This window comes from Mycobacterium sp. Marseille-P9652 (assembly GCF_902652685.1).
In the GTDB taxonomy this organism is placed as follows: Bacteria; Actinomycetota; Actinomycetes; order Mycobacteriales; family Mycobacteriaceae; genus Mycobacterium.
The window spans coordinates 1-21,395 of the sequence record NZ_CACRUY010000069.1; the positions used below are offsets into that span (position 1 = coordinate 1).

Genomic DNA, 21,395 nt, shown 5'->3' on the forward strand with positions numbered 1-21,395 from the left:
CACCCCGAGACCTCCGGTGCCGAAAAGTCCGGCGGCCCCGCCGTTCCCGCCGTTCTGGCCGACCCCGCCCGAACCGCCCGAGCCGCCGTCGCCGAGCAGCCATCCGCCCGGCGCCCCGTTCTGCCCGGTCCCGGGCGCCCCGTTGACCCCGTTGCCGATCAGGGGGCGCCCGGTCAAGGTCAGGAAAGGTGCGTTGACCGCGGTGAGGAGTTGCTGCAACGGGGAGGCGTTGGCGGCCTCGGTCAGCGCATAGGAGCCCGCGGTCGCGGTCAGCGCGCCCACGAACTGCTCGTGAAAGTCCGCCGCCTGGGCGCTGACCGCCTGGAATCCGAGCCCGTGTTCGGAGAACACGGCCGCTATGGCCGCCGAAACCTCATCCCCGGCGGACGCCACTATTTCGGTGGTGGGAAGCGCCGCGGCGCTGCTCGCGATACCGAGCGTTGTGGCGACGTTGCTCAAATCCGCTGCGGCGGAGCCGATTGCGTCCGGCACGGTGATGATGAAGGACATCTGGCACCTCCGAAAGGGCTTCGCTGAACCCGGCTGGTGTCCCCCTCCATCGACCAGTCAGAAAAGAGTGCATCACATCGCGCGGGAGGAATAGGGCCTTGCGGCAGGTCGGTGAAAACATTTATTTGCGGATCTTCGGACGCGGAGAATGAAGCGGACGATTGTGGGTGGTGCTGCACGCGGCGCTGACGGGTCGTAGTTTCCAACCCCATTTCAGGACACCCTGGCCACGTCAACCGGGCACGTACTAAACTAGAACACGTTCCAATTCCCGTGGCTTCCGCGACCGTCCTTCAGGAGTACGCATGCACACCGCGATCTGCGATGAGCTTGGCATCGAGTTCCCCATCTTCGCGTTCACCCACTGCCGCGACGTGGTGGTCGCCGTCAGCAAGGCTGGTGGTTTCGGCGTCCTCGGCGCCGTCGGGTTCACGCCCGAACAGCTCGAGATCGAGCTCAACTGGATCGACGAGAACATCGGCGACCACCCGTACGGGGTCGACATCGTCATCCCGAACAAGTACGAGGGCATGGACTCACACCTGTCCGCCGAGGAGCTCGCCGAGACGCTGCGCAAGATGGTGCCGCAGGAGCACCTGGACTTCGGCAAGAAAATCCTCGCCGATCATGGCGTCCCGATCGAGGACAGCGACGGCGACAGCCTGCAGCTGCTCGGGTGGACCGAGGCGACGGCCACCCCACAGGTCGAGGTGGCGCTCAAGCACCCGAAGGTGAAGATGATCGCCAACGCGCTCGGCACCCCCCCGGCCGACATGATCAAGCACATCCACGAGGCCGGGCTCAAGGTGGCGGCGCTGTGCGGTTCGCCGTCGCAGGCCCGCAAGCACGCGGACGCGGGCGTCGACATCATCATCGCCCAGGGCGGCGAGGCCGGCGGCCACTGCGGTGAGGTGGGTTCGATCGTGTTGTGGCCGCAGGTGGTCAAGGAAGTCGCCCCGGTGCCGGTGCTGGCGGCCGGTGGTATCGGCAGCGGCCAGCAGATCGCGGCCGCGCTGGCGCTCGGCGCCCAGGGCGCATGGACCGGCTCGCAGTGGCTGATGGTCGAGGAGTCCTCGAACACGCCGGTTCAGCAGCAGGCGTACGTCAAGGCGGGCAGCCGCGACACCGTCCGCAGCCGGTCGTTCACCGGCAAGCCGGCCCGCATGCTGCGTAACGACTGGACCGAGGCCTGGGAGCAGCCGGACAACCCCAAGCCGCTCGGAATGCCGTTGCAGTACATGGTTTCCGGCATGGCGGTGCGGGCCACGAACAGGTACCCCAATGAGAGCGTGGACGTCGCGTTCAACCCGGTCGGTCAGGTCGTCGGCCAGTTCACGAAGGTGGAGAAGACGGCGACCGTCATCGAGCGGTGGGTGCAGGAGTACCTCGAGGCGACCAACCGGCTCGACGAACTCAACGCCGCCGCCTCCGTGTAGTAGGGACTACGCCTCGTCGTCGTCGTCGTCCCTGCCGGTGATGACCTCTTTGGCACGGTCCACCGCGTAGGTGCCGATGTCGATCGAGTTCTGGACGATGCCGCTTGCCCCGCCGGCGATGTCACCGCGGATGATGTCGCCGGCGTGCTCGACGATGTCCGAGGCCTTTTCGACGGCGTTGGTCGCGATGTCCTTGGCGGCGTCGACCGCATCTTTCGGGTTGAAACCCATGGGAATCTCCTTTTCTCGCATGGACTTTCGTACGACTCTAGACGCCGCGGCCGGTCAGTAGTTGACCAAGGTGCGCCAGTAGTCCTCGGGAATCTCGGCGCCCGACCGCAAGACGCGGGCGAGCCCGACTGCCATCGCTATGCCGAGCAAACCCAGCCACAGCCCGGCCAGCCCGATGACCGCCCACAGCGCGGCGGTGACCGCAGGCCAGGGCGACAGCACGGCGAGCACCGGCGCGAAGAAGAAACCGAGTCCGATGTACCAGGCGGAGCCGGCGCGATCCGACGCGAGGACGACGCGCAGCCAACGCGGGACGACGGCTCGGACGGGCTGGCTGCGGATCATCGTCTCAGCCGGTCATGGAGCGGGCGGGAAGAACCCGGCGCCGGTGAACCAGCCCTCTTGCCACCCTCGATCGCCGAGGCACAGCATCGGCAGGCCGGCGTCCGACTGCGCCGCCGACTGCGGGCCCGGGCATTTCGCTCCGGCCTGCTGGACGCCGAACAGGGGGTACGACATCACCCAATAGCCGGTGGTGGCCGCCGGGAACTGGTTGGGCGGCGGGAAGTGGCATGCCTCGGCCTGCCCACTGGGCCCACGACCGAAGATGAAGCGCTCGTAGTTGTCGCACGGTGCGCCCAGCGACGCGTCATAATTCATGTTCGGCACGTCGCCGCTGTAGTGCGGCTGCGCGGCCGCGCAGGGCGCCGCTCCGATCGCAGCGGCGGTGACCGCCGCGGTGGCGAGTAGTTCGCGAATCATGCTCCACCCTTCGCCTCGATGTCACCGGCCCCCACAGTCGCCCGTGACCTGCATCAGAGCATATCGATCCGGCCGCACGCCACAAGATCCTTTCTATTCCCCGGCCGAAGGCCGCCGGTAGGTGCAGACCAGAACACCGGTCCGTGTCGGCGTCACCGACACCAGTTCGAGTGCCCGCAATTGCCCGTCGCTCGGAAAAACTCGCTTTCCGCCGCCGAGCAGGATCGGCTCGATCATCAGCCGGTACTCGTCGACGAGATCCTGCTCCACAAGCTGCGCGGCCAGCGACGCGCTGCCCATCACCTGCATCAGCCCATGGTCGCGGGCCCGCAGCTCGCGGATCGCCCCGATCGCGTCGTCGGCCGGCAGCAGAACCGAAGACGCCCAGTCGAGGTCGTCGTCGGTGAGCGTCCGGGATGCCACGTATTTGGGGATCTCGTTCATCCGGTCGGCGAACGGGTCGCCGGCCCGCCCCGGCCAGGCGGTCGCCATCGTCTGCCAGGTGCGGCGGCCGAACACCAGCGCTTCCGTGTCGGCCAGCGTCTCGGAGACCGCCGGGCCCATCGTGTCCGGGTCGAAGAACGGCATGGACCAGCCGCCGTGAGCGAATCCGCCGTCGGTGTCCTCGCCTTGGCCGCCCGGTGCCTGGACGACTCCGTCCAGACTCATGAAGTCACTGAGAACGATGCGCATGCGAATACGGACCGGTGCCGCCGGCGAAACTCATCGGTAGGAACACGTTGCAATTCCGGTCGGCGATCTTGCCGCAATGCTTCCCAACCACGGCGTGGCAATGGTTTATTGGGCAATACGACAATCATCCGAAGTCGACGAGACGACTTCGTATCGAGGAGTGGCCCATGACCGCCGAGCCCACCGCCAAGCCGGTCCCCAACCTGCCCCCGGGATTCGATTTCACCGACCCCGACGTGCACGCCGAGCGGCTGCCGGTGGAAGAGCTGGCGGAGCTGCGCCGGGTCGCGCCGATCTGGTGGAACGAGCAGCCGCTCGGGGCCGGCGGTTTCGACGACGGTGGCTTCTGGGTGGTGACCAAGCATAAGGACGTCAAGGAGATCTCGCTGCGCAGCGACGTCTTCTCCAGCCTGCAGAAGACGGCCCTGCCGCGGTACAAGGACGGCACGGTTGCCGAACAGGTCGAGCGGGGCAAGTTCGTGCTGCTCAACATGGACGCCCCGCAGCACACCCGGCTGCGCAAGATCATTTCGCGGGCGTTCACGCCCAGGTCGGTCGAGCGGCTGCGCGACGACCTGCGCGAGCGGGCCCGGCGCATCGTGGAGACCGCCGCCGCCGAGGGTTCCGGCGACTTCGTCGAACAGGTGTCGTGCGAACTCCCGTTGCAGGCCATCGCGGGGCTGATGGGCGTGCCGCAGGAAGACCGCAAGAAGTTGTTCCACTGGTCCAACGAGATGGTCGGCGACCAGGATCCCGAGTTCGCCGGCAACGACGCCATCACCGCGTCCGTCGAGCTGATCATGTACGGCATGCAGATGGCCGCCGACCGGGCCAACAATCCCGGCGAGGACCTCGTCACAAAACTCGTCCAGGCCGACATCGACGGCCACAAGCTCTCCGACGACGAATTCGGATTCTTCGTCATCCTGCTGGCCGTCGCGGGGAACGAGACCACCCGCAACTCCATCACCCAGGGAATGATGGCCTTCACCGACTTCCCCGACCAGTGGGAGCTTTTCAAGCGCGAGCGCCCCGCCACCGCCGCCGACGAGATCGTCCGCTGGGCCACCCCCGTCACGTCGTTCCAGCGGACGGCGCTCGAGGACTACGAACTGTCCGGGGTGCAGATCAAGAAGGGCCAGCGCGTCGTGATGTTCTACCGCTCGGCCAATTTCGACGAGGACGTCTTCGACGACCCGTTCACGTTCAACATCTTGCGCGACCCCAACCCGCACGTCGGATTCGGTGGCACGGGGGCGCACTACTGCATCGGGGCGAACCTGGCGCGAATGACGATCGACCTGATGTTCAACGCGATCGCCGACGTCATGCCGGATTTGAAGTCGCTGGGCACGCCCGAGCGGCTGCGCTCCGGGTGGCTCAACGGGATCAAGCATTGGCAGGTCGATTACGGGTCTGCGAAATGCCCTGTGGCGCATTAGCATCGACTGCATGGCCACCCACCGAGCTGTACATGTGAATTCCGCCGGCGCGTCCCTGGACTTGGTCGACGCCGAAACAATCCCCCCGGGCCGCGACGAGGTGCGGCTGACGGTCTCCGCATGCGGGATCTGCGGGACCGACGCCCACTTCGTCGCCGGCGGTTTCCCCGGCATGTCGTGGCCGCTGACCCCCGGGCACGAGATCGCCGGGAAGGTGGCCGAAGTCGGCGACGGCGTCGAAGGATTCGAAGTCGGCGACCGCGTTGCCGTCGGGTGGTTCGGCGGGTGCTGCTACCGCTGCGACCCTTGCCGCAGAGGCTATTTCATCCACTGCGTCAACGGGAAGGTCCCCAGCTGGCACTACCCGGGCGGATACGCCGAGTCGGCGACCGTGCCGGTGAGCGCGCTTGCCCGGATCCCGGACGGCCTTTCCGACGCCGAGGCGGCTCCGATGGGCTGTGCCGGCGTGACGACGTACAACGCGCTGAGGAACTCACGGGCCCTCCCGGGCGACCGGGTGGCCATCCTGGGGGTCGGCGGCCTCGGCCACCTGGGCGTGCAGTTCGCGCGGGCCATGGGTTTCGAGACGATCGCGATCGCCCGGGGTGGCGCCAAGGAGGAGGACGCCCGGAAGCTCGGTGCCCACCACTACATCGACTCGACCGGCGGTGACGTGGCCGAGGCGCTGCAGGCGCTCGGCGGCGCCACGGTGGTGCTGGGGACCGCGGGCAATTCGGCGGCCATGGCCGACACGGTCGGTGGCCTGCTGCCCCGCGGCGAACTGCTGACCATCGGCGTGACCCCCGATCCGCTACCGATCAGCCCCGTGCAGCTGATCGGCCCGGGCCTCAGCGTGGTGGGCCACCCGTCGGGGACGGCCAAAGACGTCGAGGACACAATGCATTTCGCGGTTCTGTCCGGTGTCCGGGCGTGGATCGAGGAACTGCCGCTGGCGCAGGCCGCCGAGGGATTCGCGGCGCTCGAGCATGGACGTGCGCACTACCGCACGGTCCTGACGATGTAACCCATGACCGACGACTGGGCGCTGGACGCATCCGACGGCGAGCTGTTGATCCGCACCGGTGTCACGGGCCGGGCCGCCCGTATGGGGCACCGTCTCACCATCGCCATGACGCGGTGGCACGCGTCGGTGACCTGGGCCGGCTCCGAACCGGCAGCCGCGGAGCTGACGGTCGAGGTGGAGTCGTTCGACGTGCTCCGCGGCGAGGGCGGCGTCAAGGGTCTGACGGGGCCCGAGAAGGCGCTGGTGAAGTCGAACGCGATGAAGTCGCTGGACGCCTCGCGGTACCCCGAGATCCGCTTCACGTCCGAAGCCATCGAGAAGACTGACGCCGGCTATCGTCTCGCGGGCGCCCTGCAGATCCGGGGGAAGTCGCGCGACCACGAAATCGATTTGCGGACTGAGGATCTCGGCGCGTCGTGGCGGATGACGGCGGAATCCACCGTTCGCCAGAGCGAGTTCGGGGTCAAGCCGTACTCGCTGTTCATGGGTTCACTGCGCGTCGCCGACGACGTGACGATCTCGTTCGCGGCGGTTCACGCCAAGGGCGGATGAAGCCCCGGAATCAGGGCTGCGCCGGCGCGTGCGGCGCCGAATCGCTCGCCGAATCACCGGCGTCTCCGGGTATGTGCTCGAGCACCCGGGTCAGGTAGGGCTGCCGGCCGTCGGGATCGGGTTGCTGCACGGCGGACCCACCGTCCTGGTGCCCGACGGGCTCGCCGTCCACCCACTTGGGAGCGGCGGATTCGGGTGGCGGCGCGACGGACGGCGCAACCGCCTCGGCGACCTCGGGCTGCGGCGCGTGCACGACGTGCCTCGGCGTGGCCGGGGCGCCGCTGGGCGCGAGTTCGATGCCCACGGCGACGGACAGGGAACTGACGAAGGTGATGGTGCCGGCGGCGAGCGCCATCATCGCCCCGGTGTACGACCGCCCCCTCCGGGACCGTGCGGGCGCCGCGACGGGTTCGCTGACGTGCGTCACCAGCCGCTCGTCGGTGAACTCCATGCTGCCGGCCGCGGCCAGGGCCGCACCGCGCGCGACGGTCACCTGAGCCATGGTCTGCGCGAAAACGGGGACGGGAAGCACCTTTTCGAGTTGCCACGACAAGCCGTTGATGTCGTCGTCCGCGCCGACGACGACGACACCGCCCGGTCGCCAGCCGTGGCGTTCGAACATCCCGGTCAGCCAGTGCGTCAGGCCGTCGAACCCGCCGCGCACCTGCTTGATCGCCGTCTGCGTCTCGTCGTCGCGGACGTCCACCATGACGACCGTCGACGACTCGTGCTCGAGGATGCACACCGCGGTCTGTTCGTAGCCGATGACCGGTGCGATGGCCCGCGCGAGCGTGTCGATCGCGTCGTGCAACCGGACCGGCACGACATTGCTCAGACCGGCGTCGGTCAATGCCTCTTGGACGAGCGCGGCCTGCGCGGTCGCTTCGTCGTTCCAGGTGACCCCGACGACGCGCACATGGTGATCGCTCCGCGACGCCTGCGCGGCGACGCGCAACACCTCGTCCACCACCTGCTCGGCGGTGCTCACGGCGTGCACCCCGCGGCCGGCGCTCAGCGCCAATTCCCGATGGTCCAGGATCGTGCCGTCCGCGCCATGCCCCTCGGCGAGAACCCACCCGACGGCGGCCGGCGTGACTGATAGCCCTAGTACCGTATCCAAATCCTGCACCTCAATCGGTCCCGGTCCGCCGACGCTCCTCGCTCCCCACGGTTCGTGCGCACCATGAGCGCCGCCGGTGCGGTGGTTCGTGAGGGCCGGAACGGACCGGGATACGTGGTCTCCATCGGCTTGCTCCGTGAGAGCCTACGCGGTGATCGCGGGCTCGGCTGCACGGGTGTGAAATAACGGGACAAACCGCTGGCAGCTGCCGCGAATGTGGTCGATGCCGGCGATTTCTTCCGAAATCGGGGGCCGCGCGGCGGGGACACGCCACGCCGGGCACGTCACGGCTTGCATGCGCGACGAGCCGGAAAGCGTGCGCCCGGGCCGACCACGCGGGCCGGCGCCCATGGCGGGCACGAGCCCCGGTTGGGCCGCTGCCTGGCGTTTTCGTCGCATAAACCGCCGGACGGGAGGGTGCGCCTACGCGGCCGATGTGTTATCCGTGCCGCGAAATTCGCGCGTAAAAGCGATGTGAAATCGAGACGACATCGCGTCCCAATCGACATTTGGGCTGGGCACGCGGTAAATTCCCGTGCTGAGAGCAGCATCACATAGCGACAAGGGGCATGTATGACAGACGTGAGCGAGAAGATCCGGGCCTGGGGGCGCCGGCTTTTGGTCGGTGCGGCGGCGGCTGTCACGCTGCCAGGCCTGATCGGTCTTGCCGGCGGGGCGGCGACCGCGGGGGCGTTCTCACGCCCCGGCCTTCCCGTCGAATACCTGCAGGTCCCGTCCGCCGCGATGGGCCGCAGCATCAAGGTCCAGTTCCAGAGCGGCGGCAACGGGTCGCCGGCGGTGTACCTGCTCGACGGGCTGCGCGCCCAGGACGACTACAACGGCTGGGACATCAACACCCCCGCCTTCGAGTGGTACTACAAGTCGGGTCTGTCGATCATCATGCCCGTCGGCGGGCAGTCGAGCTTCTACGCCGACTGGTACCAGCCCGCCTGCGGCAAGGCCGGCTGCTCGACCTACAAGTGGGAAACCTTCGTCACGAGCGAGCTGCCGGGATGGCTGGCCTCCAACCGGAGCGTCAAGGCCAACGGGAGCGCCGCGGTGGGCATCTCGATGTCCGGGTCGTCGGCGATGATCCTGTCGGTGTACCACCCCGCGCAGTTCATCTACGCCGGCTCGCTGTCGGCGCTGATGGACCCGTCATCGGGCATGGGCCCGTCGCTGATCGGCCTCGCCATGGGTGACGCGGGCGGTTACAAGGCCGACGCTATGTGGGGCCCCTCGAGCGACCCCGCCTGGCAGCGCAACGACCCGACGGTGCAGATCCCCCAGTTGGTTGCCCACAACACCCGGCTCTGGGTGTACTGCGGTAACGGCACCCCGTCCGAGCTGGGTGGAGCGAACATGCCGGCCGAGTTCCTGGAGAACTTCGTGCGCAGCAGCAACCTGAAGTTCCAGGACGCCTACAACGCGGCCGGCGGCCACAACGCGGTGTTCAACTTCAACGCCAACGGTACCCACAGCTGGGAGTACTGGGGAGCGCAGCTCAACGCCATGAAGGCTGACCTCCAGGCCGCCCTGGGCGCCACCCCGGGTGGCGGCGGATAACGCCCAAACCCCCGACATCGCTGATGCGCCTGACGAAAGTCAGGCGCATCAGCGCGTTATGGGACTTTCCGGTGCCGTCAGCGTGGCGCGCCGACCTCGCCAGTGACGTCGACCCACCCGGGGTCCGCGCGGTGATCGTTGACGTTGCGGCACTGGCCGTAGAGGCGAAGGACGCCGATGCCCGGGTCGTCGCCGTCGCGATAGAAGGTCGCCGTGACCGAGTCCCGGGAGAAGACGTGCGCGAAAGCCTGGTTGTTGGGCGGGGGACCCTCCGCCCAGCCCTGCGTGCGCAGCATCGACGCGGCGCCGTCTAAGTAGGTGTCGGGCCGTTCGCCGGCCGGCAGCCCGAACGTGAGGTAGATGGCGCCCTGGTACGGCGGATCGTCCCGGTTCTTGCAGGACATGAGCGCGTAGCCCGCCGACGTGGTCCGCATCCCGGTGGCCGCGACCAGCTGCCGTGCCGCCCCGACGACCTGCTCCCTGCTCTGCTGGTCGGTGACCGGGTTGGCGGGATGGTCGAGGACGTCCGACGGCGAGGAATGGAGGCGGTCCACCGACGCGACGACGCAGCCCAGCGCCAGCGAGAGGGCCAGCGATGCCCCGGTGAGGATTCGAAACGGCTTGGTGCGCAACGCTTCACCGAGCCTGCCGCGACCGGTGGCGGGTCGCCGGAGATCCCGGACGGTTCGTATCTCAGACATCATGATCCTCAGAGCCAGGCTATCTCGCGGCCGGACCGTGAATGCCGCACGCGAGAATGCTCGTCATGAGCGGTCGATCCGGCACCCGGCGGCCCTGCGGCGTCCTCGCGGCGCTGCTGGCCCTGACCGCCGCACCGCACGCGCGGGCCGACGCCGCCGGGCCGTTGACCGCGCTGGTCGACGCCGCCGCGCAGCGGTTGGAGGTCGCGGATCCGGTGGCCGCGGTCAAGTGGAACACCCACGGCGCCATCGAGGATCCGGCCCGGGTGCGCGACGAGCTCGACCGACTGGCCGCCGCGGCCACCGCCGACCGTCTCGACCCCGGGTACGTCACCAGGATCTTCGGCGACCAGATCGACGCCACGGAAGCGATCGAATACAGCCGGTTCGCCGACTGGAAGCTTGATCCCGCCGGCGTGCCGGCCACGCCGCCGGACCTGTCGGCGTCGCGGGCGGTGATCGACGGCCTCAACCAGACGATGCTCGCGCAGATCGGAGCCCACTGGGACGTGTTGCACTCGCCGGTGTGCGCCGTGGAGTTGGCCGCGAGCAGGACCGCCGTCGTCGAGGCGCGGCGGCTTGACGCGCTCTACCAACGGGCCCTCGCGTCGGCCACCCGATCCTATTGCCAGGGTTGATTTAAGCGTTTCTCACCAATTTCTAAATGTGAAATAGCGGCCGCCACGGGCTATTTGGGCAGTTAGAGCACCTATATCGGGCCATTTTCAAATCGGTAACGCTTTGAACACGCTTCCCGAAATGCTTGGCATGAATAAAGTCTGCAAGTCCTTCGTCAAGTCAGCGGTGATCGGCGGGTTCGTTGCAGTGTCGCTGACGGTGTCGGCGATCGAGGCGACGGCCGCGCCCACCCCGAACTGGGACGCCATCGCGCAGTGCGAGTCCGGCGGCAACTGGCATGCCAACACCGGCAACGGCGAATACGGCGGCCTGCAGTTCAAGCCCGGCACGTGGAACCAGTACGGGGGCGTCGGCAACCCCGCGGCCGCCTCCCGCGAACAGCAAATCGCCGTTGCCAACCGGGTTTTCGCCGACCAGGGTGTCGAGGCGTGGCCGAAATGCGGTTCGGCCTCGGGCCTTCCGATCGCGTGGTACTCGCACCCCGCGCAGGGCATCAAGGAAATGATCAACGGTCTGATCCAGGCGGCCGTTCCGCACTAGCGACGGCGCCGCACGCGGTCTATCACGCGACGCCCCGCATGTGCTTGGATCAGGCCATGGAAGGTTCGGCGACGGTCCACATGGCGGCGCCCGCGCGCAAGATCTGGGACCTGATCGCGGACGTCCGTAACACCGGCAAGTTCTCCCCCGAAGTATTCGAGGCGGATTGGCTCGGCGGGGCAACCGGTCCGGAGCTCGGTGCAAAGTTCCGCGGCCACGTCCGGCGCAACGAGGTGGGCCCGGTGTATTGGACGACGTGTCAGGTGACGGCATGCGAACCGGGCCGCGAGTTCGGGTTCGCCGTGCTCCTCGGGGACCGGGTGGTGAACAACTGGCACTACCGGTTGGCGCCGAGCGGCGGCGGCACCGACGTCACCGAGTCCTTCCGCCTGAACCCGGCGCCGTGGCTCGGCCTGTACTGGCTGCTGGGCGGCTTCCTGCGCAAGCGCCGCAACGTCCGCGACATGACCAAGACGCTGAACCGCATCAAAGATGTGGTCGAGGCGGACTGACCCGCCGTGAAAGCGGTCTTCATCACCGGGGCGGGCAGCGGCATGGGCCGCGAGGGTGCAAAGCTGTTCCACGCCAAGGGCTGGCGGGTGGGCGCGGTCGACCGCAACGCGGACGGACTCGCGGCGCTGGCGCACGAGCTGGGCGACGAGCGGCTGTGGACCCGGGCGGTCGACGTCACCGACAAGGCCGCCCTCGACGGCGCGCTGGCCGACTTCTGTGCCGGCAATACCGGCGGCGGTCTGGACATGATGTGGAACAACGCGGGCATCGGAGAGTCCGGCTGGTTCGAGGACGTGCCCTACGAGGCGGCCATGCGCGTCGTCGACGTGAACTTCAAGGCCGTGCTCACCGGCGCCTACGGCGCGCTCCCCTACCTCAAGCAGACGCCCGGCAGCCTGATGTTCTCGACCTCGTCGTCGTCGGGCACCTATGGCATGCCGCGCCTCGCGGTGTACTCGTCGACCAAGCACGCGGTCAAGGGGTTGACCGAGGCGCTGAGCGTCGAATGGCACCGGCACGGGGTGCGGGCCGCCGACGTGCTGCCCGGCCTGATCGACACGGCCATCCTCACCACCACGACCAACCACTCGAACGACGGTGCGGCGCCGGCCGGCCCCGAAGAACTACGCGCCCGCGCGCCGCGCAGGGGCATGTTCCGGCTGATGCCCGCCAGCGCCGTCGCCGAGGCGGCCTGGCAGGCCTACCACCACCCGACGCGATTGCATTGGTACGTGCCCAAGAGCATCCGCGTCATCGACGTGGTCAAGGGCATCAGCCCCGAGCTCGTGCGCAGAAGCATCGTCAAGTCCCTGCCCGCGCTGCTGCCCAAGCGGCAATAAGGAGGAGTGGTGTCCCGAAATCGTTGGCCTACAGTGGCTTTCGTGTTGATCGTCGGCGCGTCGGGTGTGGCCGCGTGCGGACAGCCGCAGACGACGCCCCTGCGGGGCGCCCACCTCACGCTGGACGGGGCGACGCACACCACCCGGCCGCCGTCGTGCAGCCAGGATCAGTCGTACCGAACCATCGACCTGGCAGACCGCGACGGGCACGTCGAAGCGGTGGTGCAGCTGAGCGGGTACCGCGTGCTGCCCCAGTGGGTGAAGATCCGCAACATCGACGGGTTCACCGGCAGCTACTACGAAGGCGGAGTGGGCAGCGCCCACGCCGATGTCACCAACAACCTCTACACCATCACCGGCAGCGCCTACGGCATCAACAACAACAAGAACCCCGACAAGGTGGTGACGACGGACTTCAAGATCACCGCCGAGTGCTGACGGCCTACCCTGGGCAGAAGACCGCCTGATCGACGGAGGGCCGCGTGAAGGACAGACTGCACTGGGTGGCGATGCACGGATTCATGCGCGGGGCCGCGACCATCGCGGCCAGGCGCGGGGACCCGCAGGCGAGGCTGATCGCCGACCCGACGGTTGCCGCGGATCCGGTGCCGTTCTACGAGGGGCTGCGGGCCATGGGGCCGCTGGTCAAGGGGCGCGTCGCCTGCGTGACCACCGACCACGGGCTCGCCCACGAGTTGCTGCGATCCGACGACTTCAGCGTGGTGAACATGGGCTCGAATCTGCCCGCGCCGCTGCGGTGGCTGGAGGAACGCACGCGCGACGACCTGCTGCATCCGCTGCGGGCCCCGTCGCTGCTGGCGGTCGAGCCCCCCGACCACACCCGGTATCGCAAGACCGTCTCGGCGGTGTTCACGCCGCGGGCCGTCGCCGCGCTGCGCGACGGGGTCGAGCGGACCGCCTCGGAACTGCTGGACCGGCTGGCTGACGAGCCGGGCGTGGTGGACATCGTCGGCCGCTACTGCTCCCAGCTGCCCGTCGCCATCATCAGCGACATCCTGGGCGTGCCCGAGCGGGACCGGGGGTTGGTCCTGGAGTTCGGGGAGCTCGCGGCTCCCAGCCTGGACGTCGGACTGCCGTGGCGTCAGTACCGCAGGGTGCAACGCGGGATCGCGGGCTTCAACTCCTGGCTCGCCGACCACCTGGAGCAGCTGCGCCGCGCCCCCAGCGACAACCTGATGAGCCAGCTGATCCAGATGGCCGAAAGCGGTTCCGCCGAAACGCATCTGGACGAGGCGGAGCTTCAGGGGATCGCCGGGCTGGTGCTGGCCGCGGGCTTCGAGACCACGGTCAACCTGCTGGGCAACGGGATTCGCATGCTGCTGGATGCCCCCGAGCACCTGGACACGCTGCGCCGGCGCCCCGAATTGTGGCCCAACGCCGTCGAGGAGATCCTGCGGCTGGACTCGCCGGTGCAGCTGACCGCGAGGAAGGCGCGAAGGGACGTCGATGTGGCCGGCACGCGGCTGAGGACCGGCGATCTGGTGGTCATCTACCTGGCGGCCGCCAACCGCGACCCGTCGGTGTTCGCCGACCCGCACCGCTTCGACACCGAAAGGCCCAACGCCGGAAGGCATCTCGCGTTCTCCGGGGGCCGGCACTTCTGCCTGGGCGCCGCCCTGGCGCGAGCCGAGGGCGAAGTGGGGCTGCGGACGTTCTTCGACCGGTTCCCCGAGGTGCGCTCGGCCGGCGCCGGCAGCAGGCGGGGCACCCGCGTCCTGCGGGGGTGGTCGAGCCTGCCGGTGACGCTCGGCCCCGCCCGGTCCATGGTCCCGGTCGACGGCTGAGCGCGGGAATCCCGGCGCCGATCATGCGCGGCGAGGCAATGGTTGACACGTGTCTGGTAACCGGGTTTATTTGCCCGTTATGACAGAGGTTTCTGCGCCCGCGGTTGAGGACGTCGTGCTAGGGCTGTGGCGGGCCCTTTCGCGACGCGACTGGGCCGACGTCAAGACGTTCCTTTCCGACGACTGCCTGTACGTCGACATGCCGGTGCCCGCGCTGGCGGCGCGCGGCCCCGACGACATCGTCAAGCGGCTCCAGATGGGCCTCGCGCCGCTGGCCGCCTACGAGAACCACAACGGCCTGCTGCTGTCCAACGGGTCGGACGTCATATACGAGCACTCCGAGACGTGGACCTTCGCCTCCGGTGAGCGTGGCGTGCTCAGGTTCGTGACCGTCCACAAGGTCGAAGACGGCAAAGTGACGCTCTGGAAAGACTACTGGGACATGAACAGCCTGGTGGCCTTCGCGCCGCCGAACCACTTCGAAAACCTGGCGACCGCCGACACAAGCTGGATTTTCGACGCTTCAGGTCTGGTCTGACGGCCTACTTGAAGAAGTTGCTCAGGCCGAACAGGCCGGATATCCGATTGCCGATGTTCAACAGGCCGGAGACCTCGCCGGAGACGTTGGGGTTCAGGGCACTGTGGACGCCGGTGTTGAAGAAGCCCGAGATGATGCCGTTTTCCGTACTGCCGTAGGCGCTGTTGCCGAAGCCGGAGATCAATCCGTTGGCCGAGCCGCCGCCGGCCGTGTTGAAGAAGCCGGACACGTCGACGCCCGTGTTGCCGAAGCCCGAGGAGGTGGCACCGCTGTCGCCGGTCGCCCCGACGCCCGTGTTGAAGCTCCCGGAGTTCCAGAACCCCGTGTTCACATCGCCGGAATTCCCCCAGCCCGTGTTAAGGACACCCGAGTTCCAGAAGCCCGTGTTGGTGGCCCCGGCGACCACGCTGTCACCCGCGTTGGAGAAGCCGGTGTCCAACGGTCCCGAGTTGAAGAAACCGGTGTCCAGCAGGCCCGAATTGCCGAAGCCGAAGTTGCCCGCGCCCGAGTTCCCGAGCCCGAAGTTCCCCGAACCGGAGTTCCCGACGCCGAAGTTGCCGTGGGCGCCCGGCGCGATGACGGCCGCGTTGAGGATGCCGACGTTGCCGTTGCCGGAGTTGAAGAAACCGATGTTGCCGGTACCGGAATTCCCGATGCCGATGTTGCCGCTGCCCGAGTTCAGCCCTCCCAGGTGGAACTGGCCGGTTGAGTAGTTGTAGTAGAGGTCGCCGATGCCCATCTCGTTGTCGCCGGTGAGACCCAAGCCGATGTTGGCATTACCGGTGTTCCCGGCGCCGGTGTTGCCGAAGCCGCTGTTGCCGGCGCCGATGTTCGAGTCGCCGATGTTCCCGACACCCCAGTTGGCGTTGCCGGTGTTGCCGAAGCCGATGTTGCTCAGCGGGCTGCCGGGCGGGGTGGTGAAGTTCGAGTTGCTGTTGCCGAAGCCGACGTTGAGGTTGCCGGTGTTGCCGCTGCCGAAGTTGAGGCTGCCCCTGTTCCCGCTGCCGACGTTTCCGGTGGCCGGAATGAGGGCGCTGCCGTTTCCGCTGCCGATGTTCCTCTCGCCGGTGTTGCCGCTGCCAAAGTTGGTGTTGCCCGTATTGCCGTTGCCGATGTTGTTGGTGCCGTTGTTGCCCAACCCCAGGTTGAACGCCGGTGCCGCCGCCGCCAGTTGTTGCTGAACACCCTGCAGGGGCGAGGCGTTCGTTGCCTCGGCCACGGCGTAGGTGAACCCCGCGCCGTCCAGGGCCTGCGCGAACTGGGCATGGAACGCCGAAGCTTGCGCGCTCAGCGCCTGGAAGCTCGCACCGTGGAAGGAGAACAGCGCCGCCACGGCCTGCGACACCTCGTCCCCGGCCGCCGCCAGCACCCCGCTGGTGGGGCCGGCCGCCGCAGCGGTCGCCTCGCTGACCGCCGAACCGATGCTCGCCAGGTCCGTTGCCGCCGAGGCCACGAATTCCGGGGCTGCCACCAGGTACGACATGACAGGTGCTCCTCATCGCTATCGGCACACCCCCCGCGGACGCAGACTTTAGCGCCACCCGGCCCGGGCATCCGGCGATTCAACCAAACATTCACCCGCGGTTAGGGTGAGCGGTGGCACGCGTCGATCTACGTCTCGGCGAGCTCCTTGAGGCGCTTGAGCGTCTGGCTCACGTTGCGCCCGACCTGCCCCACCGCGATCCGGTCGGCGATGTAGGCGATCAGCCCGCCGGGCGCCTGATAGGAGAGCCGGAACGTCACCCTGGTGCGTCCGTCGTCGCAGTCGCGCAGCCGGATCCGGCCCCGCAGGGTCACCCCGGTGATGCCGACCCAGGCGATGTCGCGGCCGTCGTCGAACTCCACCACCTCGATCAACCCGCCGACGGGCACCGAGCCGATCTTCCAGTGCACGGTGTAGCGCGCGCCGACGCCGACGCGCTGGTCGTTGGCCGGCTCCCAGCGCTCCAGGCTGGTCATGAACGACGGGTAGCTGTCGGGGTCGCCGACGATCTTCCAGACCGCCTGGCGGTCGGCCTCGATGACGCACCGGCGTTCGACGCGCATCAGCCGATCACCGGGAAACGCCGCTCGGCGGCCAGGCGGTCGACGCCGCCCTGCAGGCTCGCCATCACCTTGTCGTGCACCGCCTGGTCCTCCAACTCCGAGCCGCCGACCTCGATGGGCTCCTGCACCTCGATCACGATCTTGGTGGGCAGCGGGATGTGGCCGGCCAGGTCGCTGATGTTGAGACCCCAGGGCAGGGCCAGCGAGATCGGAATGCTCTTGAGCCGCAACAGCTTATCTGCCATGAGCAGTTTGGACAGCCACTGCCCGCGGTTGAGGAACAGGGCGCTTTCCTGGCCGCCCACACTGGCGACCGGCACGATCGGCACGCCCGCCTCGCGCGCCAGCCGGACGTACCCCATGCGTCCGCCGAAGTCGACCTTGTGGCGCTCCCAGGTCGGCCGGAACACCTCGTAGTCGCCGCCGGGATAGACCAGCAGCGCCGCGCCCGAATCCAGGGCCAGCTTCGCGTTTTCGGGGTTTGCCGCGACGGTGCCGAACTTGCGCAGCCAGCCCAGCGGCGGCGCGGAGACGACGAGGTTGTGCGCCAGCTGGTAGAACGGCCGCTCGACGCCGAAGTACGAGCAGAACGCCAGGGTGAACACGAAGGTGTCCGGGGGGACGTTGCCGCCGCTGTGGTTGCCGACCAGCAACACCGGCCCCTCGGCCGGGATGCGGTCCAGATGGCGGACGTCGGCCCGGAAATAGAACGACGCCAGCAGCCACGTCCCCGGCAGCTGGTCACGGATGTAGTCGGGATCGCGCTGGTCGAGGTCGGCCTTGGGGACCCGCGACACGACCTGCTTGCGTGCCCAGTTCAGGACGTCCCCCATGGTCGCCATGACCGCGGGTATACCCCTATTCCATCCGCCGTCAAACGCCGTAGATGCGGGCGGCGTTCTCGTGGGCGACCAGGTCGACCACGCGAATGGCGTCGCGCTCGCACCATTCGCCGTCGGCGACGAAGTCACTCAGCACGCTGCGAATCCCTTTGCGCCACAACGCCGCCCCGAGATAGTGCAACTCGGCGGGCCCGAAGCCGTCCGAGGAGTACACGACCTTGCGGAAGGGCGCCATCTCGAGCAGCCGGCCGATGAACGCCGCCGACCGCGCGCCCAGGTGGTTGATGCTCAGGCCGCCGTCGACGTAGACGTTGTCGAAGGCCTGCGCCAGGTACCCGGCTTCCCGCTCGTAGGGGTAGCAGTGGAGCAAGACGATCGGCGTGTCGCCCGACTCGCGCAGGAAGTCGAGCAGCAGCAGTGGATTGGCCCGGTACAGGTCGCAGTCCCGGTCGCCGAACCCCACGTGGAATTGCAGCGGCTTGCCGAGCCGAAGCGCCCGGTGCAGGCCGAAGCGCAGCAGTGTTCGATCGGTCAGTCGGACGCCGCCGTCCTCGCGCCACCGGCCGGCCGCCTCGGCGACCTCCCGTGCCGACGGCTCGCTGAGGTCGCCGTCGAACCCCCCGCGGTAGGCCAGGATCGATTTGGTGCCGACCGCCGCGGCAGCGCGCCGGTGCAGGATCTCGTCGAAGGCGGCCGCGTAGTCGCCGGGCGTCCGCGCCGCCTCCTCGGCGACCTGTTCGAGGCGCACCACCTCGTGCGCGCGGCCGCAGCACAGCCCTGCCATCTCCGCGACCCCGGCGACACCGCCGATCCCGGTGTCCACCAGCCAGTCCCGCACCCCGGCCGCTTTGAGGAACTTTTCGGCCAGCTGGGTCTCGGTGAGCTGACTTCGGCGCTCCCAATAGTGTTCGGCGTCGGCGTGTTTCGGCAATCCGAGGACCGGGGCGCAGTGGGCGCGGACGGCGAACCCGAGTTGCGAATCGAAGGCGCCGCCCGTCGCCGGTTCGGGGTTGGCCTCGTTGAGCGCGTCCTCGAACCGGCGCCGGTCCCCCGGTGTCAGCCAGCATCCGTGGACGTGCTGATCGATGAGGGCGACGTCGTCGATGTGGCGGGCGAGCGCCGGGAAGTCGGCCAACCGTCACAGGCTCCAGGCCATGCGGAACCGGTCCGCCAGTTGCGCGGCGTCGAGGTTGCCGTAACGCTCCTGCTCCAGTCGCCGCACCGCGACCACCATGTCGACCGCCGGATCGCCCAGGATCTCGCGCAGCAGGCGTGAATCATCCAGGCGCGCAATGGCTTCCGCCTGTGACTCGGACAGCAGGACGGTGCCGGCGCGCTCGCGGTCGTCGTCGGACAGCAGCGCGGGGTCGACGGTGGTTTCCGGCGGCAGCGCCGCCTCCCGCCGGATCCCGTCGAGCGCCAGGCCAAGGATCGCGGCCGTCGCCAGATACGGGCTCGCCGACGGGTCGACGACCTTCACCTCCACATTGGCCCCGCGCGGGCTGCCGGGCCCGCCCTCGATGAACCGCACCGCCGCCTCCCGATTCTCGGTGCCCCAGCAGGCGTACGCCCCCGACCAGTTGCCCGGTCGCATCCGCAGCCCCGACACGATCGACCCGCACAGGATGCCCTGCGCCCCGGGTAGGCCGTGGAGCACGCCGGCCACCGCGCTCTGTCCCTCCGCGGTCATGCCCCCGGGGCCGGTGCCGTCGGAGAACAGCGGACCCTCCGCCCCGCCGTCGCCGCGGGTCAACGAAAAGTGCTGGTGCGCACCGGATCCGACGCTGCCGGCGAACGGCGTCGGCGACAGGCTGATCCGCAGCCCGTACCGGCGGGCCACCCGGCCGATGATCAGCCGCATCAGCACCAGCTGGTCGGCGGCGGCCACGGGGGGCTGCGGCGCCAGCGATATCTCGAACTGGTTCGCGCCGTACTCGGGATGGAACTGCTCGATCGATACGCCGGCCACGGTGGCCGACCGGGTGACGTCCCGGACGAACGCCTCGTGCTCGAGCACACCCGCGAGGCCGTACTGCGCCCACAGCGTCGACGGCAGACGTCCGCCGTCCGGCGCCACCAGGATGAATTCGATCTCGTGGCCGACCGCCGCCTCGAGCCCGGCCTCCGTCAGCGCCTGCTGGATCCGGCTCAGGGTCTGGCGGCCGCACGCCGGCACGGGCGTGCCGTCCTGCTCGAAGAACGAGGCGGGCGCCCACGCCAACCCGTCGCCGACGGGCCGCAGCGCGGACAGGTCCAGCCGCAGCCGCTGGTCCCCGACCACGCCGACGGCGTCGGTGAAGGCGATGCCGGTCTGGTCGATCGCGAACGCGTGCCACGACGGGCTGGCGCCCAGCCCGGGCTCGGCGAACGCGTTGGTCCGCCGGATGGGCACGGTCTTGGCCAGGGTGAGCCCGGCCGGGTTGACGACGGTGCCGACCACGGTGTCGACGCCCTCGGCTTCCAGCTGGGCGATCGCCGCGGCGGCGAGTGGTGTGCCCGTCATGGCCGTCCTGTCATGGGGTCATTCTGCAGCCTGCGGCGGATCAGTTCTGGCGGTCGAGCAACTCGGCGACGAACCGGTCGAGGAAGCGGTTCAGAGGGCCGCCTCCCGCCGGGCGGATGACGAACTTCGTCAGCCCCGCCTCGATGTAGGCGTCGAGTTGCCGGTGCAGCCGGTCCCAGTCGACGGCGATCAGCTCGGCCGGATCGACCTCCGGGCGCCGGCTGCGGGCCGCGGCGGCCAGCTCGGCGGACAGCTCGCCCTCGGCCACCGCCAGCGAGATGCCGAAGTGGTCGGGCTCGATCTGCCGGCCGGCCTGGGCCGCGGCGCGTTCGATCGCCTCCCGCCCGCCCCGCGCCTCGGCCGGCGTCAGGAAGCTGCCCAGCCAGCCGTCGGCCAGCGCGCCGATGCGGCGGAACGCCGCCGGAGCCGAGCCGCCCAGCCAGATGTCCAGCGGCGGGTCCGGCCGGGGCGCGACGGCGGCCCCGGTCACGGTGAAGTACCGGCCGGCGTGTGTCGCGGACTCCTCGACCAGCGCCGCCCGCAGCACCCGCAGCGACTCGTCGAACACCGCCGCCCGCTCGCCGTCGGGCACCACGAAGACCTCGCGTTCGGCCGGAATGGCCGAGCGCAGGCCGAACACGGGAAGCACCCGTTTGGGCGCGACGGCCGCCAGCGACGCCAACTGCTTGGCCACCAACACCGGGTGCCGCCCCGGCAGCACGGCCACCGAGGTGCCGACCTTCAGCCGCTCCGTGCGCGCCAGCGCGTAGGCCATGCCGACCACCGGGTCGACCGCCGGGGAGTACACCAGCTCGGAGAACCACAACGAGTCCACCCCGTTGCTCTCCAGATGGTCGACGATCCCGGCGAGCTCGTGGGGCGCGGTGTTGGCGCCCAGCCCGACACCGAAGCGAATCTTCAAGACGTTCTCCGTGCCCGCGAAACGTAAATGGTTGCGACGCTCACCGGGGTGGATTCACGGTTTGGTTGCAACAGTGGTTTCTGGTGGGGTTGACAGTAGTCGGTTGAGGATTTGGGCGGGGCTGTCCCAGTCGAAGCGTTTGCGGGGGCGGTTGTTGAGTTCGACGGCGAC

The 21,395-nt window shown here is 68.8% G+C and carries 25 protein-coding genes; 12 read left to right on the top strand and 13 right to left on the bottom strand.

The window, feature by feature from the left end; genetic code table 11:
• The coding region (locus GPY60_RS23665; RefSeq protein ID WP_156690134.1) for a PE family protein at window positions 1–510 on the bottom strand (510 nt) is incomplete at its 3' end.
• Window positions 511–815: 305 nt separating this feature from the next.
• Here GPY60_RS23665 and GPY60_RS23670 point away from each other — a divergent pair.
• Window positions 816–1,946 (top strand): nitronate monooxygenase, encoded by a 1,131-nt coding sequence (locus GPY60_RS23670; RefSeq protein WP_156690135.1) that lies wholly within the window; start codon window positions 816–818, stop codon window positions 1,944–1,946.
• A 6-nt stretch (window positions 1,947–1,952) separates the two neighbouring features.
• On the opposite strand, the gene GPY60_RS23675 is transcribed toward GPY60_RS23670, so the two are convergent.
• The 4 genes from GPY60_RS23675 to GPY60_RS23690 all read right to left on the bottom strand — a co-directional run bounded on the left by GPY60_RS23675 (window position 1,953) and on the right by GPY60_RS23690 (window position 3,632).
• Window positions 1,953–2,177, bottom strand: coding sequence for an Rv1893 family protein (locus GPY60_RS23675; RefSeq protein ID WP_156690136.1), 225 nt, complete (start codon window positions 2,175–2,177; stop codon window positions 1,953–1,955).
• 54 nt (window positions 2,178–2,231) lie between these two features.
• Complete coding sequence (locus tag GPY60_RS23680; protein ID WP_156690137.1) at window positions 2,232–2,522, bottom strand: hypothetical protein; 291 nt, start codon at window positions 2,520–2,522, stop codon at window positions 2,232–2,234.
• 12 nt (window positions 2,523–2,534) lie between these two features.
• The gene (locus GPY60_RS23685) at window positions 2,535–2,939 is read right to left on the bottom strand and encodes a hypothetical protein (RefSeq protein ID WP_156690138.1); all 405 of its coding nucleotides are present in this window, start codon (window positions 2,937–2,939) and stop codon (window positions 2,535–2,537) included.
• Between the two features lie 93 nt (window positions 2,940–3,032).
• Complete coding sequence (locus GPY60_RS23690; protein ID WP_156690139.1) at window positions 3,033–3,632, bottom strand: dihydrofolate reductase family protein; 600 nt, start codon at window positions 3,630–3,632, stop codon at window positions 3,033–3,035.
• A 167-nt stretch (window positions 3,633–3,799) separates the two neighbouring features.
• Between GPY60_RS23690 and GPY60_RS23695 the strand changes: the two genes are divergently transcribed.
• Genes GPY60_RS23695 through GPY60_RS23705 form a run of 3 tightly spaced genes read left to right on the top strand, consistent with a single transcriptional unit; the run spans window position 3,800 to window position 6,650 of the window.
• Window positions 3,800–5,074, top strand: a complete 1,275-nt coding sequence (locus GPY60_RS23695) for a cytochrome P450 (RefSeq protein WP_156690140.1) — start codon at window positions 3,800–3,802, stop codon at window positions 5,072–5,074.
• 10 nt (window positions 5,075–5,084) lie between these two features.
• Window positions 5,085–6,098, top strand: coding sequence for an alcohol dehydrogenase catalytic domain-containing protein (locus GPY60_RS23700; protein ID WP_156690141.1), 1,014 nt, complete (start codon window positions 5,085–5,087; stop codon window positions 6,096–6,098).
• A gap of 3 nt (window positions 6,099–6,101) precedes the next feature.
• Window positions 6,102–6,650: a YceI family protein gene (locus tag GPY60_RS23705; protein WP_156690142.1), complete on the top strand. Its 549-nt coding sequence runs from the start codon at window positions 6,102–6,104 to the stop codon at window positions 6,648–6,650.
• A gap of 10 nt (window positions 6,651–6,660) precedes the next feature.
• Here GPY60_RS23705 and GPY60_RS23710 read toward each other — a convergent pair whose 3' ends face one another.
• A complete protein-coding gene (locus tag GPY60_RS23710) occupies window positions 6,661–7,770 on the bottom strand; it encodes a DUF7159 family protein (RefSeq protein WP_156690143.1) in 1,110 nt (369 codons plus the stop codon).
• Window positions 7,771–8,343: 573 nt separating this feature from the next.
• Between GPY60_RS23710 and ag85B the strand changes: the two genes are divergently transcribed.
• Window positions 8,344–9,336, top strand: coding sequence for a diacylglycerol acyltransferase/mycolyltransferase Ag85B (ag85B, locus tag GPY60_RS23715; protein WP_156690144.1), 993 nt, complete (start codon window positions 8,344–8,346; stop codon window positions 9,334–9,336).
• A gap of 77 nt (window positions 9,337–9,413) precedes the next feature.
• Here the strand turns inward: ag85B and GPY60_RS23720 are convergent, their stop codons facing one another.
• On the bottom strand, window positions 9,414–10,037 hold the full coding sequence (locus GPY60_RS23720) for a hypothetical protein (RefSeq protein ID WP_197283808.1): 624 nt from the start codon (window positions 10,035–10,037) through the stop codon (window positions 9,414–9,416).
• A gap of 65 nt (window positions 10,038–10,102) precedes the next feature.
• Here GPY60_RS23720 and GPY60_RS23725 point away from each other — a divergent pair, with 65 nt between their 5' ends.
• From GPY60_RS23725 to GPY60_RS23755, 7 genes are all read left to right on the top strand, one after another.
• Window positions 10,103–10,675, top strand: coding sequence for a chorismate mutase (locus tag GPY60_RS23725; RefSeq protein ID WP_156690145.1), 573 nt, complete (start codon window positions 10,103–10,105; stop codon window positions 10,673–10,675).
• Between the two features lie 121 nt (window positions 10,676–10,796).
• Window positions 10,797–11,216: a resuscitation-promoting factor RpfC gene (gene rpfC, locus GPY60_RS23730; RefSeq protein WP_370462813.1), complete on the top strand. Its 420-nt coding sequence runs from the start codon at window positions 10,797–10,799 to the stop codon at window positions 11,214–11,216.
• A gap of 38 nt (window positions 11,217–11,254) precedes the next feature.
• On the top strand, window positions 11,255–11,728 hold the full coding sequence (locus tag GPY60_RS23735; RefSeq protein WP_197283809.1) for an SRPBCC family protein: 474 nt from the start codon (window positions 11,255–11,257) through the stop codon (window positions 11,726–11,728).
• A 6-nt stretch (window positions 11,729–11,734) separates the two neighbouring features.
• Complete coding sequence (locus GPY60_RS23740; RefSeq protein WP_156690147.1) at window positions 11,735–12,568, top strand: SDR family oxidoreductase; 834 nt, start codon at window positions 11,735–11,737, stop codon at window positions 12,566–12,568.
• Window positions 12,569–12,577: 9 nt separating this feature from the next.
• Window positions 12,578–13,006, top strand: coding sequence for a lipoprotein LpqH (locus GPY60_RS23745; RefSeq protein ID WP_197283810.1), 429 nt, complete (start codon window positions 12,578–12,580; stop codon window positions 13,004–13,006).
• 44 nt (window positions 13,007–13,050) lie between these two features.
• Window positions 13,051–14,373: a cytochrome P450 gene (locus tag GPY60_RS23750; RefSeq protein WP_156690149.1), complete on the top strand. Its 1,323-nt coding sequence runs from the start codon at window positions 13,051–13,053 to the stop codon at window positions 14,371–14,373.
• 79 nt (window positions 14,374–14,452) lie between these two features.
• Entirely contained in the window at window positions 14,453–14,911 is a 459-nt protein-coding gene (locus GPY60_RS23755) for a nuclear transport factor 2 family protein (RefSeq protein ID WP_156690150.1), read from the top strand.
• Between the two features lie 4 nt (window positions 14,912–14,915).
• Here GPY60_RS23755 and GPY60_RS23760 read toward each other — a convergent pair whose 3' ends face one another.
• The 6 genes from GPY60_RS23760 to GPY60_RS23785 all read right to left on the bottom strand — a co-directional run bounded on the left by GPY60_RS23760 (window position 14,916) and on the right by GPY60_RS23785 (window position 21,224).
• A complete protein-coding gene (locus tag GPY60_RS23760) occupies window positions 14,916–16,394 on the bottom strand; it encodes a PE family protein (protein ID WP_156690151.1) in 1,479 nt (492 codons plus the stop codon).
• A gap of 128 nt (window positions 16,395–16,522) precedes the next feature.
• Window positions 16,523–16,957: an SRPBCC family protein gene (locus tag GPY60_RS23765; RefSeq protein WP_156690152.1), complete on the bottom strand. Its 435-nt coding sequence runs from the start codon at window positions 16,955–16,957 to the stop codon at window positions 16,523–16,525.
• Window positions 16,957–17,799: a lysophospholipid acyltransferase family protein gene (locus GPY60_RS23770; RefSeq protein WP_156690153.1), complete on the bottom strand. Its 843-nt coding sequence runs from the start codon at window positions 17,797–17,799 to the stop codon at window positions 16,957–16,959. The genes GPY60_RS23765 and GPY60_RS23770 overlap by 1 nt, the downstream gene beginning before the upstream one ends.
• 31 nt (window positions 17,800–17,830) lie before the next feature.
• The gene (locus tag GPY60_RS23775; RefSeq protein ID WP_156690154.1) at window positions 17,831–18,934 is read right to left on the bottom strand and encodes an amidohydrolase family protein; all 1,104 of its coding nucleotides are present in this window, start codon (window positions 18,932–18,934) and stop codon (window positions 17,831–17,833) included.
• A gap of 3 nt (window positions 18,935–18,937) precedes the next feature.
• On the bottom strand, window positions 18,938–20,302 hold the full coding sequence (locus GPY60_RS23780; protein ID WP_156690155.1) for a glutamine synthetase family protein: 1,365 nt from the start codon (window positions 20,300–20,302) through the stop codon (window positions 18,938–18,940).
• 40 nt (window positions 20,303–20,342) lie between these two features.
• The gene (locus GPY60_RS23785) at window positions 20,343–21,224 is read right to left on the bottom strand and encodes a TIGR03854 family LLM class F420-dependent oxidoreductase (RefSeq protein ID WP_156690156.1); all 882 of its coding nucleotides are present in this window, start codon (window positions 21,222–21,224) and stop codon (window positions 20,343–20,345) included.
• Between the last annotated feature and the right edge of the window lie 171 nt (window positions 21,225–21,395).

Coding starts and splice junctions, on each gene's coding strand:
- GPY60_RS23670 (WP_156690135.1), top strand. CDS start 816: ATGCACACCGCGATCTGCGATGAGCTTGGCATCGAGTTCCCCATCTTC.
- GPY60_RS23675 (WP_156690136.1), bottom strand. CDS start 2,177: ATGGGTTTCAACCCGAAAGATGCGGTCGACGCCGCCAAGGACATCGCG.
- GPY60_RS23680 (WP_156690137.1), bottom strand. CDS start 2,522: ATGATCCGCAGCCAGCCCGTCCGAGCCGTCGTCCCGCGTTGGCTGCGC.
- GPY60_RS23685 (WP_156690138.1), bottom strand. CDS start 2,939: ATGATTCGCGAACTACTCGCCACCGCGGCGGTCACCGCCGCTGCGATC.
- GPY60_RS23690 (WP_156690139.1), bottom strand. CDS start 3,632: ATGCGCATCGTTCTCAGTGACTTCATGAGTCTGGACGGAGTCGTCCAG.
- GPY60_RS23695 (WP_156690140.1), top strand. CDS start 3,800: ATGACCGCCGAGCCCACCGCCAAGCCGGTCCCCAACCTGCCCCCGGGA.
- GPY60_RS23700 (WP_156690141.1), top strand. CDS start 5,085: ATGGCCACCCACCGAGCTGTACATGTGAATTCCGCCGGCGCGTCCCTG.
- GPY60_RS23705 (WP_156690142.1), top strand. CDS start 6,102: ATGACCGACGACTGGGCGCTGGACGCATCCGACGGCGAGCTGTTGATC.
- ag85B (WP_156690144.1), top strand. CDS start 8,344: ATGACAGACGTGAGCGAGAAGATCCGGGCCTGGGGGCGCCGGCTTTTG.
- GPY60_RS23720 (WP_197283808.1), bottom strand. CDS start 10,037: ATGTCTGAGATACGAACCGTCCGGGATCTCCGGCGACCCGCCACCGGT.
- GPY60_RS23725 (WP_156690145.1), top strand. CDS start 10,103: ATGAGCGGTCGATCCGGCACCCGGCGGCCCTGCGGCGTCCTCGCGGCG.
- rpfC (WP_370462813.1), top strand. CDS start 10,797: ATGCTTGGCATGAATAAAGTCTGCAAGTCCTTCGTCAAGTCAGCGGTG.
- GPY60_RS23735 (WP_197283809.1), top strand. CDS start 11,255: ATGTGCTTGGATCAGGCCATGGAAGGTTCGGCGACGGTCCACATGGCG.
- GPY60_RS23755 (WP_156690150.1), top strand. CDS start 14,453: ATGACAGAGGTTTCTGCGCCCGCGGTTGAGGACGTCGTGCTAGGGCTG.
- GPY60_RS23760 (WP_156690151.1), bottom strand. CDS start 16,394: ATGTCGTACCTGGTGGCAGCCCCGGAATTCGTGGCCTCGGCGGCAACG.
- GPY60_RS23765 (WP_156690152.1), bottom strand. CDS start 16,957: ATGCGCGTCGAACGCCGGTGCGTCATCGAGGCCGACCGCCAGGCGGTC.
- GPY60_RS23770 (WP_156690153.1), bottom strand. CDS start 17,799: ATGGCGACCATGGGGGACGTCCTGAACTGGGCACGCAAGCAGGTCGTG.
- GPY60_RS23780 (WP_156690155.1), bottom strand. CDS start 20,302: ATGACGGGCACACCACTCGCCGCCGCGGCGATCGCCCAGCTGGAAGCC.